The sequence below is a fragment of the Phycisphaeraceae bacterium genome, assembly GCA_015709595.1.
Taxonomy (GTDB): Bacteria; Planctomycetota; Phycisphaerae; order Phycisphaerales; family SM1A02; genus CAADGA01.
In genome coordinates, this window is the sequence record CP054178.1 from 3,567,241 (window position 1) to 3,581,085 (window position 13,845).

Genomic DNA, 13,845 nt, shown 5'->3' on the forward strand with positions numbered 1-13,845 from the left:
TTCAGGCGGGACGCCCACGCCACCGATCGGTCCACCGGGAGCATGACATGACCAGCCGCATCGCCTCGCTGGCTTCCATGCTGTTCGCGCTCTGTCTCACGCTGTGGATCACCGCCCTCGGGGCGGCGGGCGTCACAGCGGCGTTCGTCTTCGCCACTCTGCCCGATCTGCACATCGCCATCCCGGCGTACGAGGCGTTCCAGCCCGGCGATCCGAAAGCCCATGGGCTGCTGGCGTCGGGAAAGATCCTGGAGCGTGTGTTCACCGCGGCGGACTTTGCGCAATTCGCGCTCGTTCCCCTCACCTTGCTCTGGCTGATCGCCTCGATCGCGGCGCGGCGGGCGGCGGGCGATGATGACTCGCGCTTCCGACGACCGGGAAACATCGTGCGGCTGGCGCTCACGCTGCTCGCCGCGGGCCTGTTCATAATCCACGCGGCCATGCTCGCGCCGCGTTTCAATCGGCACCTGCGAAGTTACTGGGCGGCGGCTCAAGCGGGACAGCATGACAGCGCCGCGGTCAGCAAGGCCGAAATGGACCTGCTCCACCCCCGCATGTCGCTGATCCTTCAGACCAACTTCGTGCTGCTGCTCGTCGTCGCCGGCATGAGCGGCTGGATGAGCGTCAGCCACGCGCCGAGCCGCAGACTCGGTCAGGAGCTCGATGAGCCGCTGCTTGCGCGGCCGTTGAAGCAGCCAACCTCACCCTGACGCCGGGGCGGAAGCGATGGAGGCGGAGATCGACGCCGTGGGCAGATGCTCGGTATCGACCGTGGACCGCCAGCGGTGCAGCTCCCACTGCATCACGAGCGCCAGGGCCGCGTAGAAGCCCGCACCCAGCCAAGCCAGCATCGGCAGCTCGGAGTGGATCGGCTCGGGCAGCAGCGTGATGGCGCCGTCGCCCGCCGGGACCGCCTGCTCGAAGAAGTGGTAGACCGAGAAGAACGCCGCCGCGGGCGGGAAGGGCAGCATCACATAGGCGCCCGTGACCCACAGTTCCGCCGCGGCGAAGAGGATCGTCGATGCGAAGAACGGCAGCATCCACAGCAGAAAGGCGGAAATGAGGAACACGCGCCCGTCGAACCGTTCGCGCACCGCCTGCACGAAGAGAAACACCGAGGCGAAGAGCAGCAGCGGCGGAACCCAAGCGGCCGGTCCCGGCAGGGCGGCGATCACGCCGCCGTCGATGCCCGAACCGCGCGCCAGCCAGACGACCGTCACCCACAGCAGCATGGCGACGGCCAGCATCGACAGCGTGGCCAGCCGCGATGAGGCGGCGTCGCTGTTGAACGGCACGCGCGGGAGGTTGAGCTTGCGGCGGCGGCGGATGCCCTTGAGCGTCGTCTCCCGCGAGGGCGTGATGACGTTGATCAGCAGCAGCAGCACCAGCCCCATGATGAGCATGGCCGTGAAGATGATGGGCGTCACGATGCGGATCGGTTCGATGTCCTCAACGGGACGGCGCATGCCGCGATAGCCGCTGCGCATCATGGGCAGGCGGTTGACGAGGTCCTCGAAGACTTCCGGGTTGGAGAGAATGGGCCAGAGGTTGCCCAGCAGCAGCAGCATGGTGCCGGCGTAGAACGCGACCGCTCCCACCTTGGAGCTGGGATGCAGCCGGTCGTCGCGCCACTTGCGGTGGACGACGATGAACATGGCGGCGAGGAAGAACCCCTGCACCAGCATGGTGTACGTCCACGCTCCCACGGTGCCCGCGAAGAAGGGCACATCGTGGTACCAGGACGGATCGGCCACCATGCCGGCCTGCCCGCGCGCGGAAAGTTCATCCGCCAGCATGCCGAAGAACACAGGTCGGATGGTGAGGAACTCGAAGAACGTCAGTCCCGCCATCGACAGTTGAGGCAGCACGAAGTAGAGCATGACCACCATGCCCTGGGTCATCATGGAGGCGAATCGCGGCTTGCTCGACGCCATGCCCGCCACCATGCCCGTCATGTGGTACATCCACACCGACGTGAAGAACACGCTGTAGAACTTGACCAGTCGGTCAAGCGGAAACTCACCCACCACCACCGCGAAGCCGAGAAACGGAAGCGTGAGGGCGAAGAGGAAGTACTCACGAGCGGGCAGCCCGAAGAGGAAGCCGAGAATCTTGCTCACGGGCGACATCGGCGTCATGCGGTGATAGTCGAGCAGACGCCCCTCGCGCTCGCGGGCCAGCGTGGAGGCGACCGCGCCGGTGCCCACGAGCATGAGCAGGATGCCCTGAATGACGATGATGGGCACCATCATGGCCCGCGCCGCGGTGGCGCGATCGACGATGTTGCGCTCCGTGCCCGTCAGGTACGCCAGCAGGCACACGAATGCCGTCACGCTGAGCGTGATGACGCCCCAGCTGATGATGTGCTTCATCCGCAGCCGCGCCCGGGCGCCCTTGACGGTGATCGGGTTGGCCAGGAGCATGGAAGCATCGAATCCCGCCATGTCAGGAGACCTCCCTGGCGCCGACCTTGAGCAGGATGTCCTCCACGCCCATGCGCTTCTCGAAGAACCCGCGCACTGGCGCGCCCGTGGCGACCAGCAGGCGAAGCAGCTCCACCACGTCGTCATCCGTGCCGGTGAAATCGAACTCCACCCGGCCGTTGATCCGCTCCAGCCCGCTGACCTGTCCGCGGTCGGTCAGCCAGGCGATGGCCGCGTCGGATGGCGGGTGGAGGTCCACGACCAGCCGTTTGCGTTCGGTGAAGCGGGTGATGATCTCGTCGATGCGCCCGCTGATGACCAGGCGTCCTTTCTCCATGATGCCGATGGAGGTGCAGAACTCGCTCAGTTCGGTGAGAATGTGGGAGGAGACGAGGATCGTCCTGCCGCGCTCGCCCTGCCGCCTGAGCAGCTCGCGCAGTTCGATGCGGGCCAGTGGGTCGAGCCCGCTGGCGGGCTCGTCGAGCAGCAGCACCAGCGGATCAGGCAGGAGCGTCTTGGCGAGCACGAGTCGCTGCCGCATGCCGGTGGAGAGCGTGCCGGCCAGCACATGGCGTTTGGACTGCAGATCCACCTGCTCGATGCACTCGTCCACGCGGCGACGGCGCTCGCGGCGCGACACGAAGTACGCCCCGGCGAAGAGATCGAGAAACTCCCAGCAGCGCAGGTCGTCGTAGACGGGCGGGTTATCGGGCATGTAGCCGAGAATGCGGTGAACGTCGCGCGGGCGCTCCAGCAGGTCGATGCCGCCCACCATGACCTCGCCGTACGTGGGCTCCTGCAGCGTCGCCAGCACGCGGATGGTGCTGGTCTTGCCCGCGCCGTTGGGGCCGATCAGCCCGAAGACCTCGCCGGGGTGGATGGTCAGGTTCAGGTCGCGCACGGCGGTGACGCCGTCGTAATCCACCCGCAGGTCTCTGGTGACGATCATGCCTGGCCTCCCGCGCGCACCGCCACGATCCGCGTGCCGCGTTCCGACAGCATTGGGATACGGGCGGCGGTCATTTCGGTTCGCCGCGGCATCCGGAAACGGCCCCTACAGCCAACCGCGACGGCGGAAGTAGAGAAGCATCCCGCCCACCGCACCTGCGCAGCCAAGAACCACTACGCCGAACGACCAGGGATGATCCTGCCACGGCAGTTGAAAGTTCATGCCGAACAGGCCGGTGACGAAGGTGATGGGAATGAAGATGGTGGCGATGAGCGTGAGCAGGCGCATCACCTCGTTGGCGCGGATGGCGACCGCCGAGTTGTAGGAATCCGCCAGCCCCTGGGCGAACTCGCGGTAGGTCTCCAGCAGGTCGATGGTGTGAACCACGTGGTCGTAGACGTCGCGCAGGTAGAGCCGCGTGGTTTCGCTGATGCACTCGTGCGGTTCGCGCTGCATCGACTGCACCACGTCCCGAAGCGGGGCGATCTGACGGCGCAGGAGCAGGAGTTCTCGCTTGATCTCCTGGATCTCCTGCATGACGACGGGCTTCGGACCGCCGCGCAGGGCGTCCTCCAGCCGCTCGATGCGGTCGCAGTACTTGTCAAGGATGGGAAAGCAGTGATCGACGATGGCGTCGATGAGCGCATAGAGCAGAAAGCTGGCGTCGTTGTTGCGCAGTCGAGTACCGGCGGTCGCCAGGCGCTGTCGGATGGGGTCCCACACGTCGCCGTGCGTCTCCTGGAAGGTCAGCACGGTGCGATTCCCCAGGAACATGCTGATCTGCTCGCTCTGGAGATGACCATCCACCAGCTGAAACATGCGCACCACGACGAACAGCCGCGCGTGCTGCGTCTCGTTGCCGGGATAGTTGTCCACCTTGGGGCGCTGCGGCGTGTGCAGCACGTCCTCGATGGCCAGCGGATGCAACTGGTACTTCCGGGCGATGGCCTGGATGAACGACATGTCGCTCAATCCATCGATGTTGATCCACCGCACGGTCGCCCATTCCGGGCGATGATCCTCCGCCAGCGCCTCGGGCGACGCGATGTCATGCACCTGCACCTGGTCGGGTCCGTAGTCGGTGCAGGTGACATAGACCTGACCCGTCGTCGGGAGTCGCGTGAGGTTGGCCAGCTCGATTCCCGGCGCCGCGCCGGGCTTGCGGGCCACGCGCGCCGGCGACGCCCAGCCGCGAATGGCGCGCCGCACGACGCGCCCGAGCCGGGCGATGGTTCGCCCGCCGTTGGAAGCCCCACCCCGCCGAGCCCCGGCGTCGGGCGGGCCGGGGCCCGTCGTGTCACGATCCCTGGTCTGGCTGGTCAAGCGCGCCCTCGCGTGGGTGAAACAGACGCGAGGATTCTACCAGAATCATGAAGCGGCGCGGCTTCACCGGGCTCGTCCATCCCGACGCGATGGCCGGGCGGACGCCGACGATCGACCGTCCCGCCCGCCCACCATGCCCCGCTGCACCGCCCGCGACAGTTTTCGCAGCGCGGACCAGATGTTGGCGACCACGCGGTCAAGACTCCGCAGCGTGCCCCGGTCGTCACGACCGAAGGCCCAGAAACGGATGTGCAGGAGATGACCCAGCCGATCCTGCCGCGTCCGCGCGGGAAGTTCGAGGAACAGCGTGGGAACTCTGGACACGGCCACCGCCCCGGCGCGGAACCCACGATCAATCATCGCCAGATCCTCTGACAGGCGCTCGACCATCCGACGCACCGTGCGCTCGCACACGTTCAATCGCAGGTCGCGCGCCAGCACCATCAGCCGTCCGTAGGTGACGCGCGGATACTTCACTTCCGCCAGCCGGTTGCGGCGGAATGGCGCCAGGCCGCAGTCATTGCTCTCCAGGTGCGACGACGGTCCGTTGAGCCACTCCAGCATCTCGTAGAACCGCTGCACGGCGGGCTCCGCGGACAGCGGCGCGAAATCCTCAAGGGTCGTCCGAATCAGGTGCGGATGGCGACGGAAGTCCACGTACCGCGCCGCGGGGTCATCCACGCTGGCCGACCACGGGTGGGTGCGAACCACCGGGTCAAAGGAAGATTCCACGGCTGCGTCGAGCATCGGCGCGCTCCGAAGGGGATGTGAACACCGACCCCTTCCGACGCGCGCCGCGTGGCCCGTCGAATGACGCCGACGATGCTATTTATCCCCTTCGCTGGCGGGCCGATCAACAGAAAACCGGACGGAATCTCGCTTTCATGGATGTCGCCATTCGATGGCGTCGTCGGCCTCCGATGGGACGCCGCTTCGCGCTCAGCACCACCACGGCTTGCCGGCCTGTTCCGCGATCACCACCTGGCTGAGGTAGGCGACCGCCTTCTCGAAGCCCTCGGTCACGGACATCAGCGGATCTTCATGTTCGATGGAGATGACGCCGTCATAGCCGTATCGGCGAAGCATCGAGATGAACGGCTTCCAGAACTCATCGCCATGTCCGTAGCCGCAGGTGCGGAACGTCCACGACCGAAGTTTCTGTTCACCGTAGGGGCGGGCGTCGTTGTAGCCGTTGACCGGGCCCTGGTGTCGATCGAGTTCGGTATCCTTGGCATGGCAGTAGTACAGAAGTCCGGCCTCGCCGAGTTCGCGGGCCGCCAGCACCGGGTCGATCCCTTGCCAGAAGAAGTGCGAGGGATCAAGGTTCGCGCCGAGCGGCGTGCGTCCCTTGATGCCGGCCGCCTTGCTGGCCCGCTGGGAGAGACGGATGAGGGTGTCGGGGTTGTACACGGCGAAACCGGGGTGGGCCTCCCACGCCACCCTGACGCCGTGTTTTTTCGCCAAGGTCGCCTGGGCGGCCCAGTAGGGCACGAGTACCTCATCCCACTGGTACTTCAGGATGGCCTGATAATCCGGCGGCCAGGCGCAGGTCACCCAGTTGGGGGTGTGGTCGCGGGCCGAACCGCCCGGACAGCCGGAGAACGTGATGACTGTGTCCGTCCCGAGTTTCGGAGCCAGCTTGACGGCGGTCACGAACGCCTCATGATCGCTGCGGGCGTGTTTTTTGTCGGGATGCACCGGGTTTCCATGCACCGCCAGGCCGGAAACCTCGAGGTCGCGCTCCCGCAGCATCGCCAGGATGTCCTTGATCCGCCTGTCGGACGCGAGGACTTCGGCGGGTTTGAAGAACGGGGCGCCGGGATAGGCCCCGACCGGCAGTTCGATGGCGTCCAACCCCACGTCGGCGCAGTAGTCGAGCGCCGCCTCGAACTCCATGCCCGTGAACAACGCCGCCATCACGCCGAGTTTCATGGTGCTTCTCCGCAGTGAACCGCCTGCCGGGCGTCCGATGAACGAGCCAATCCGGTCACTGGAGGATTGACCCGCTCACTCCGACCCGAGACTATACAGCCATGACCGTCATCCCACACCTTGTGCTCACGGGTGTTCTGCTCATCGCCGCCGGATGGGGCGCCGCCTGGTCCGACCCGCCTGGGGGAGACCCGACCCCGCCGCCTCCACCGGAGCGGGTGGTGCTTCAGGTCAGCCGCTTCGAGACGGTTCGCGGCGTGGTGGAGCGGGAGGATCCCGATCAGATCGTCATCCGCACGCCCACGGACGAGATCAAGGCCTTCATGAAGGCCCGGCTGCTGCGCCTGACGCGCCTGGTGCGCCCCGCGCCGGGCCAATCGGGCGTCGTCCACATGGCTGACGGCTCCATGCGCGAAGGAATCATTCTTGAGGACGAGTACGACTTCGTCCTCATGGAGATCGCCGGCGTGCGCACGCGGCTGGACCGGGCGCTGGTCGATCGGGTCGAGCTGCGCCCACCCTTCGAGGAGCAGTATCGGCGCCTCAAGGAAACCATTCCCCCGACCCAGTTCGACCGTCGGCTGGAGCTGTGCAAGTGGCTCATCGACCAGAAGCGGTTCGCGCTGGCGCTTGAAGAACTCGAGGATCTGCAGCGGCTCAACGCCGACCTGAAGGAACTGCCGGGTCTGATCCGCGTGGTGCGGGCGCAACTGGCTCTTGAGTCCGGGGCCGGAGGCACGGGAGACGACGCCACCAGGCCGGACTCCCCGGGCGCCGCCCCGTCCGGGCCATCCGGCCCGGTTGACCAGAAGGATCTCCTGCCGACCCGTCTGCTCACGCCCGAGGAAGTCAACATCATCCGCGTGTTCGAGGTGGACTTCGACCGTCCGCCGTCGCTCCGGATCGAGGCCGAGACGATCCGCAAGCTCATCACGCAGTATGCGTCGCATCCGTCGATTCCCGCCAACAGCGAGGCGCGCAACGCCCTGTTCCGTGCGGATCCGCTGTCGCTGCTGCGCATCATGTTCGAGGTGCGCGCCCGCGAGTTGTATCCCGAAGTGAAGGTCCTCAGCGAGCCCTATTCGCTCAACCTGTTTCGTCAGCGCGTTCACAACACCTGGCTGGTGCCCAACTGCGCCACCAGCCAGTGCCACGGCGGGGTGAAGGCCGGGCGGTTCTTCCTGCACAACCGCAACTACCGGGATGACCGGGTCCGGTACACCAATCTGCTCATCCTTCAGCGGGCAGAGCTTGACCCCCAGAAGCCGCTCATCAACTGGGAAGAACCGCTGATGTCCCGCATCATCCAGCACGCCCTGCCCACTACGGAGGCGCGCGACCCCCACCCCCCGGTCCCCGGGTGGAAGCCCGTCTTCACCAAACTCAACCAGCCCCTTCTGGAGGATGCCGTGGCGTGGATCCGGTCCATGTACCAGCCCCGTCCGGACTATCCCATTGACTACACCCCGCCGGACATCGGACGGAAGGACGACGCTCCGTTCGGAGCCCCCGGCACTCCCGGAAACCCGCGGGTTCCACGATAAATGGCCCTTCGGGGCCGGATTGGCCCTTCCCACGCCGACCGCTTTTCTGATACACTATGCGGTTTGATGGCGGGGGTTGCCCCGCCATTCCCCCGTACCGTGAGGCCCCTGCATGCGCACACGTCAACTTCTCGTCGGTTGCTCCCTGACGCCGGTTCTGGGCGGGATGTTCCTGCTCAGTGGCTGCGAGGATCCCGCCTCGAAGGCCCAGGCCAACGCCTCGGCGCAGATCGAAAAGGCATCGCTCGACCACAGCCGCGCGCTTCCACAGGATGACCGCTCCTCGGCGCTGAACGCCGTGGTCAGCACGCTGGGCCAGGCGGGTGATTCGTCGGCGGCGGCGCTGCTGGAGGCCTCCACGCTGCGCGACGTGGCGGACGTCCACCTGAGCCGGGCCATCGCTGCGGAATCCACCGCCAGGGCGCTGCGCACCACGCTGCATGGTCTGGCGGCCGCGGCGCACGAACTGCACACCGCCGCCGCCCTGCAGGCGGGAACGGATGCATCCGGGGCCCGTCCCGCGGTGCAGGCCGCCCGGACGGCGGTGGAGCAGCAGCTCTCCGCCGCCAGGGCCGACGTGGCCCGGCTGGAAGGTCCGGTCAACGAGCGGAAGACGCTCAACGCCGCTGACGCCGCGGAAGTCGCCAAGCTTCGCGCCCAGGCCCGGACGCTGCGCGAGGAGGCGTTCACGCTGGGCAACATCCAGGGTTTCGACAAGGTTCGCGCCGCGGTTGATGTGGACCGCAGGGCTGACGCCATCGACAAGCGCATCGCCGCGCGAGAGATCGAACTGATCGACCTCGACTCGCAATTGCGGCTGGCGCAGGAGCGTGTGGCGCAGGCGACCAGGCAGTTGAGCGCCACCTCGGCCGCCGAGACGGAGATCGCCGATCTCAGCCGCGCCCGATCGCAGAGCGCCTCGGAACTGCGCGGCAAGGCGGCGGCGGTCAAGTCGGATTTCGATCGAACGCTCAAGCAGCTGCAGGATCTGGTCAAGGGCGAGCTGGCGGACGCCTACGCCCAGTGCGAAGCCGCGCTCCAGCGAGCCGGCGCCAAGGCCCAGCAGGCCGCCTCGGGAGGCGACGCGGCGGCCGCCGGAATGCTCCGCGTTCGAGTGGCCCAGATGACGGGCCAGATGCACGCCACCCGCGCCCAGGGGCTGGAGGATCACGCCCTGCTGCTCGCGGCGCTTGCCGGCACCGGCGACGCGCTGGGCGGAGCGGCCGGCTATCGCTCGGAACTGGACGCCGCCGCCAAGGCGCGCGACGCCGCCCTTGAAGCCGCCAAGAAGGCCTACGCCGACGCGGCCGCCTCCATCGCGGGCATCGCCGGCAACTCGCAGGAAGCCAACATTCTCAAGACCCGCCTCGAAGCGGCCTCGCGAGGCGAGGCGGCGGACCTGAGCGCCTTCACGCCGCGAACGACCTTCGGCGGCTCCGGCGCTTCGACCACCGGCGGCGGCTTCGCCACCCCGGAGGAACTGCTCGCCTACATCGGCGGACTGACCCGGGCGTCCATGGAGGAGCAGGTCGCGGCATCGTCCCGCATCTACCACGCGACGTCCGCGGCGGATCGAACCACGCTGAACACCATGCGTGACGCGAACGCCGCCATGCTGGAACTCGACCGCGCCCTGCGATCCAAGACCGGGCAGGGCCTGATGGACGCCTCGGCGATGCGGAACATGCCGGGGGCCAGCTTCGGCATGCCCAACGCCCGCATCACCAGCAAGGCGGATGACAAGGCGACGATCACCTACGACAGCCCGATGGGCGGCTCGGCGAGCGCCGACCTCGTCAAGGTCGGCAACGGCTGGTTCGTGGACATCGGCTCCATGATCAGCGGCCTTGCCGCCGGCAACCCCCAGGCAGGCCAAGCCATGAACATGATGCTCGGCGCGATGGGACGCGCGGCCCGCACCGTGGCCCAGCGCGTCAACAGCGGCGCCATCACCTCCGTCGACCAGGCCATGGAGGAACTCGGCAGGGCGCTGATGGGCGGCATGGGCGGAGCCGGCGGCTCTCCCAACTGACCGGATCAACCAATCATCAGAATCAGATCTCCAGGGCCCGGTTCGCCGGGCCTTTTCACTGGGGTCGCGCACCAAGCGCCGCGGCAACCCGCCTCGTGGGGTTCGCTGGCGAATGTCGAGCGGCTTGTGGGCGGCGTGATGTCCTCGCGGCGCGCGGTCACCGCAACGTCCGCGTGATGTTCCGGCTGGCCACCGCCGCGTTCCGCTGCATCATCGTCAGCGTGGCCCGCTTCATCGGGCTGTTCTCGAACGCCGCCCGTCGCTGCTCTTCCGTCCACGAGAGAACTTCATTGAGATCGAACCCGTCGCGCTTCGGCGCGTAGGCCGGATGCGTCGGCGCGGCGCCAGCCCGGGACTTCGGCTGATTGTGCGGGCAGACCTCCTGGCAGATGTCGCAGCCGAAGACCCAGTCGCCCATCTTCGACCGCAGCGCCGGGTCGATCTCGCCGCGATGCTCGATCGTCAGGTACGAGATGCACCGCGTGGCGTCCACCGACCACGGAGCAATCGCCCCTGTCGGACAGGCGTCGATGCAGCGTGTGCATGAGCCGCACGGGTCGGGCGCGGCGGGGTCGGTCGGGGCAAGTTCCAGCGTGGTGAGAATCTCACCCAGCAGCAGGTAACTGCCCACGCCCCGGTCGATCAGCAGCGTGTGCTTGCCGACCGCGCCCAGCCCGGCCCGCTGAGCGTGCTCGCGCTCCATGACCGGCCCGGTGTCCACGAACGCACGAAACGTGTGCCCGGGGAACCTCTCGCGCAGTTCATCACACACGCGGTGAAGCCGCCGCTTGATGACGCGGTGGTAGTCGCGCCCCTGCGCGTAGCGGGCGATGCGGCCGAAGTGTCGTTCACCGTCCTTCTCCGAGGTTCTCATCCCCGGCCCTTCTCCAGAGTGGAGAGAGGTGGACGATGCGCCCGTCGCGTACCGGTCCGCCACGCAGATGATCGACTTCGTGCCCGGGATCAACCTGGCCGGATCGATCCGCAGGTCAACGTGCTCGGCCATGTAGTCCATCTGGCCGTGCTTGCCCGCAGCCAGCCACGCCCGCAGCGCCTCGGGCCGGTCGATAGGCCGGGCGTCGCACACCCCCGCCAGCGCGAAGCCCAGTTCGCGGCAGCGGGTCAGCACGAGATGGGTCAGTTGGCCCGGTTCGAGCACGGTTTACTCCGCTCAGCCGCTCAGCCGCTCAGCCGCTCCAGCCGCGCATACTCCAGAATCAACGTCTTCCGCCCCACCGCGGCGAAGGCGATGCGGGCCCGTGTGTGGCTGCTGTGGCGCTCGATCGACTCCACGCGCCCCACGCCGAACTGCGGATGGCGCACCATCGACCCCACCGGGAACGCCCCCCCGGAAAACGCCCCCCCGCGGCCGCCGCTCTTGCTCTCGACCAGCGTCTCGTGGGCGCTCTCGCCCTCATCGCGCACGTAGCGCAGGCCGCCGGGTTCATCGTCGTCCGTTTCGTGCGACGCGTCCAGCATCGTCAGGTGCGTCGGGGGAATCTCGCGCAGGAACATGCTCGGGATCGTCCGCTCGCGCAGCCCGCGGTGCGTGCGCACGTTGGCGCAGGTGAGCAGCAGGTGGCGCTCCGCCCGCGTGATGCCCACGAAGCAGAGCCGCCGCTCCTCCTCCAGCCCGTGCTCTCCGTCCGCCGCGTTGGCGTGGGGCAGCAGCCCCTCCTCCAGCCCGATCATGCACACCGCCTTGAACTCCAGTCCCTTGGCGGCGTGCAGCGTGAGCAGCGTGACCGCGCCGTTGGCCGGGTCCACCATGTCGGCGTCGCTCACCAGCGCGACCGACTCCAGGTAGGCGTGCAGGGTCTGCAGCATCGACGGCTCGGCGCCCAGTTCCAGAGGCGGGACGAAGTCCGCCGCCGACGAGACCAGCTCCGCCAGGTTCTCGAGCCGATCCTGATCCTCTTCCGTGCGCTGTTGTTCGTACATGTGCTCCAGCCCGCTCTCCCTGAGGACCAGTTCGACGACCTGGCGCAGGTCGGTGATCGGCTGGCCGGGAAGGAGCGACGACGGGACGGGGGAAACCCTCGCCCCCGGCCCCTCTCCCAGGGGGAGAGGGGAGAAGATGTCTGAGTCAACGTCCTCTCGATCCGTGTCGATCTGCGGGCTCTCTCGATCGCCCCCATTCATCGGTGGACTCACGCCCTCCAGTCGCGCACGCCAGCCATCCACCATCGCCGCGAAGGATGTGAACCCCTTCACCGCCTTGCTCGACAGTCCTTCGACGCGTTGCGCCTGCCGCGCCGCCTCCAGCAGCGTCAGATTGCGGTTGATGGCGTACAGCCCGAGTTTCTCCAGCCCGGCCTTGCCCGCGCCGCGCGTGGGGGTGTTGACGATGCGGCGGAAAGACACGTCATCCGCCGGGTTGGCCAGCAGCCGCAGGTAGGCCAGGGCATCCTTCACTTCCTGCCGCTCGTAGAAGGCGGTGCCGCGCGCGATGACGTAGGGCACGCCCTCGCGCCGCAGCACGTCCTCCATGACGCGCGACAGCGCGTTGACGCGATACATGACCGCCATGTCCTTCCACGCGATGCCAGACTCGTGACGCCGCTTCAGTTCGTCCGCCACCAGCCGGGCCTCGTGGTGCTCATCGGCGCAGCGAACCAGTCGGGGCTTTTCGCCGGCCTCCAGTTCGGTGTGCAGATCCTTGTGCTTGCGGCGGCGGTTGTGGCGGATCAGGCCGTCCGCCGCGGCCACGATGTGGGCCGTGGAGCGGAAGTTCTGTCCGAGCGGAATCACCCGTGCATCCGGGTAGTGCGTCTCGAAGTCGAGAATGTTGCGGATGTCCGCCCCGCGCCAGCCGTAGATCGACTGGTCCGGGTCGCCGACGACGAAAATGTTGCGCGACCGGGCCGCCAAGGTGTGGGCGATGATGAACTGAACGTGGTTGGTGTCCTGATACTCGTCGATGAGCAGGTACTGGTATCGCTCCTGCAGGTCGTCGCGGACGCGCTCGTCGGCCCTGAGCAGCATCGCCAGGCGCATCAGCAGGTCGTCGAAATCCAGCGCCCCGGCCTTTTTCAGGATCGCCTCGTAGTTCTTGTACGCCTTGGCCACGGCACGGGAGAAGAAGTCGCCCGCGTGCTGCGCGAACGCCGCCGCATCCAGCAGGTTGTTCTTGGCCTGCGAGATGTGGGCATGCACCGCGGCGGGCGCGAAGTTCTTGGTGTCCAGCCCGGCGTCCTTGATGGCCTGCTTGACCGCGTCGCGCTGGTCGCCCGTGTCGTAGATCGTGAACGATTCGGGCAGCCCCGCCGCGCTGGCGTAGCGGCGCAGCAGCCGGGCGCCCAGGGCGTGAAAGGTCGTCACCGTGAGCCCGCGCCGGCCCGGCACGCTGGCGGGCACAATGGCGTCCACGCGAGCGCGCATCTCCCCCGCCGCCTTGTTGGTGAAGGTGAGCGCCAGGATCGACCACGCCGGGACGCCCTGCGCCACCAGGTGCGCGATGCGACGGGTGATGACCCGCGTCTTGCCCGAGCCGGGACCCGCCAGCACCAGCGCGGGACCGTCCAGGTGCGACGCGGCCTCGCGCTGCGCGTCCGTCAGACCTTCGAGCATCCGTGCCGGGTCGGGGATCATGCAGGATCGTAGATCGCGGAGCGTCAAGGCACCATGCGGGATCGCGCCTGA

10 protein-coding genes are annotated in these 13,845 nt (G+C 67.6%); 3 read left to right on the forward strand and 7 right to left on the reverse strand.

Annotated elements, in window-relative coordinates; genetic code table 11:
• Positions 1-47: 47 nt before the first annotated feature.
• Positions 48-710 (forward strand): hypothetical protein, encoded by a 663-nt coding sequence (locus tag HRU76_15150; protein ID QOJ18839.1) that lies wholly within the window; start codon positions 48-50, stop codon positions 708-710.
• Here HRU76_15150 and HRU76_15155 read toward each other — a convergent pair.
• The 5 genes from HRU76_15155 to HRU76_15175 all read right to left on the reverse strand — a co-directional run bounded on the left by HRU76_15155 (position 702) and on the right by HRU76_15175 (position 6,627).
• The gene (locus HRU76_15155; GenBank protein ID QOJ18840.1) at positions 702-2,423 is read right to left on the reverse strand and encodes a hypothetical protein; all 1,722 of its coding nucleotides are present in this window, start codon (positions 2,421-2,423) and stop codon (positions 702-704) included. The two genes, HRU76_15150 and HRU76_15155, sit on opposite strands and share 9 nt — an antisense overlap.
• Before the next feature lie 22 nt (positions 2,424-2,445).
• Positions 2,446-3,372 (reverse strand): ABC transporter ATP-binding protein, encoded by a 927-nt coding sequence (locus HRU76_15160; protein QOJ18841.1) that lies wholly within the window; start codon positions 3,370-3,372, stop codon positions 2,446-2,448.
• A gap of 105 nt (positions 3,373-3,477) precedes the next feature.
• The gene (gene corA, locus HRU76_15165; GenBank protein ID QOJ18842.1) at positions 3,478-4,695 is read right to left on the reverse strand and encodes a magnesium/cobalt transporter CorA; all 1,218 of its coding nucleotides are present in this window, start codon (positions 4,693-4,695) and stop codon (positions 3,478-3,480) included.
• 63 nt (positions 4,696-4,758) lie between these two features.
• Positions 4,759-5,442 carry a hypothetical protein gene (locus HRU76_15170; GenBank protein QOJ18843.1) on the reverse strand — a complete coding sequence of 228 codons (684 nt, stop codon included), beginning with the start codon at positions 5,440-5,442 and terminating at the stop codon, positions 4,759-4,761.
• A 192-nt stretch (positions 5,443-5,634) separates the two neighbouring features.
• On the reverse strand, positions 5,635-6,627 hold the full coding sequence (locus HRU76_15175) for a sugar phosphate isomerase/epimerase (protein QOJ18844.1): 993 nt from the start codon (positions 6,625-6,627) through the stop codon (positions 5,635-5,637).
• Positions 6,628-6,728: 101 nt separating this feature from the next.
• On the opposite strand from HRU76_15175, the gene HRU76_15180 reads away from it, so the two are divergent.
• Positions 6,729-8,171 carry a hypothetical protein gene (locus HRU76_15180; GenBank protein QOJ18845.1) on the forward strand — a complete coding sequence of 481 codons (1,443 nt, stop codon included), beginning with the start codon at positions 6,729-6,731 and terminating at the stop codon, positions 8,169-8,171.
• A gap of 112 nt (positions 8,172-8,283) precedes the next feature.
• The gene (locus HRU76_15185) at positions 8,284-10,203 is read left to right on the forward strand and encodes a hypothetical protein (protein ID QOJ18846.1); all 1,920 of its coding nucleotides are present in this window, start codon (positions 8,284-8,286) and stop codon (positions 10,201-10,203) included.
• A 157-nt stretch (positions 10,204-10,360) separates the two neighbouring features.
• Here HRU76_15185 and queG read toward each other — a convergent pair whose 3' ends face one another.
• Entirely contained in the window at positions 10,361-11,362 is a 1,002-nt protein-coding gene (gene queG, locus HRU76_15190; GenBank protein ID QOJ18847.1) for a tRNA epoxyqueuosine(34) reductase QueG, read from the reverse strand.
• 20 nt (positions 11,363-11,382) lie between these two features.
• Positions 11,383-13,794, reverse strand: coding sequence for a UvrD-helicase domain-containing protein (locus tag HRU76_15195; protein ID QOJ18848.1), 2,412 nt, complete (start codon positions 13,792-13,794; stop codon positions 11,383-11,385).
• Positions 13,795-13,845 lie beyond the last annotated feature (51 nt).

Coding starts and splice junctions, on each gene's coding strand:
- HRU76_15185 (QOJ18846.1), top strand. CDS start 8,284: ATGCGCACACGTCAACTTCTCGTCGGTTGCTCCCTGACGCCGGTTCTG.
- HRU76_15195 (QOJ18848.1), bottom strand. CDS start 13,794: ATGATCCCCGACCCGGCACGGATGCTCGAAGGTCTGACGGACGCGCAG.
- HRU76_15175 (QOJ18844.1), bottom strand. CDS start 6,627: ATGAAACTCGGCGTGATGGCGGCGTTGTTCACGGGCATGGAGTTCGAG.
- HRU76_15160 (QOJ18841.1), bottom strand. CDS start 3,372: ATGATCGTCACCAGAGACCTGCGGGTGGATTACGACGGCGTCACCGCC.
- HRU76_15150 (QOJ18839.1), top strand. CDS start 48: ATGACCAGCCGCATCGCCTCGCTGGCTTCCATGCTGTTCGCGCTCTGT.
- HRU76_15180 (QOJ18845.1), top strand. CDS start 6,729: ATGACCGTCATCCCACACCTTGTGCTCACGGGTGTTCTGCTCATCGCC.
- HRU76_15170 (QOJ18843.1), bottom strand. CDS start 5,442: ATGCTCGACGCAGCCGTGGAATCTTCCTTTGACCCGGTGGTTCGCACC.
- HRU76_15155 (QOJ18840.1), bottom strand. CDS start 2,423: ATGCTCCTGGCCAACCCGATCACCGTCAAGGGCGCCCGGGCGCGGCTG.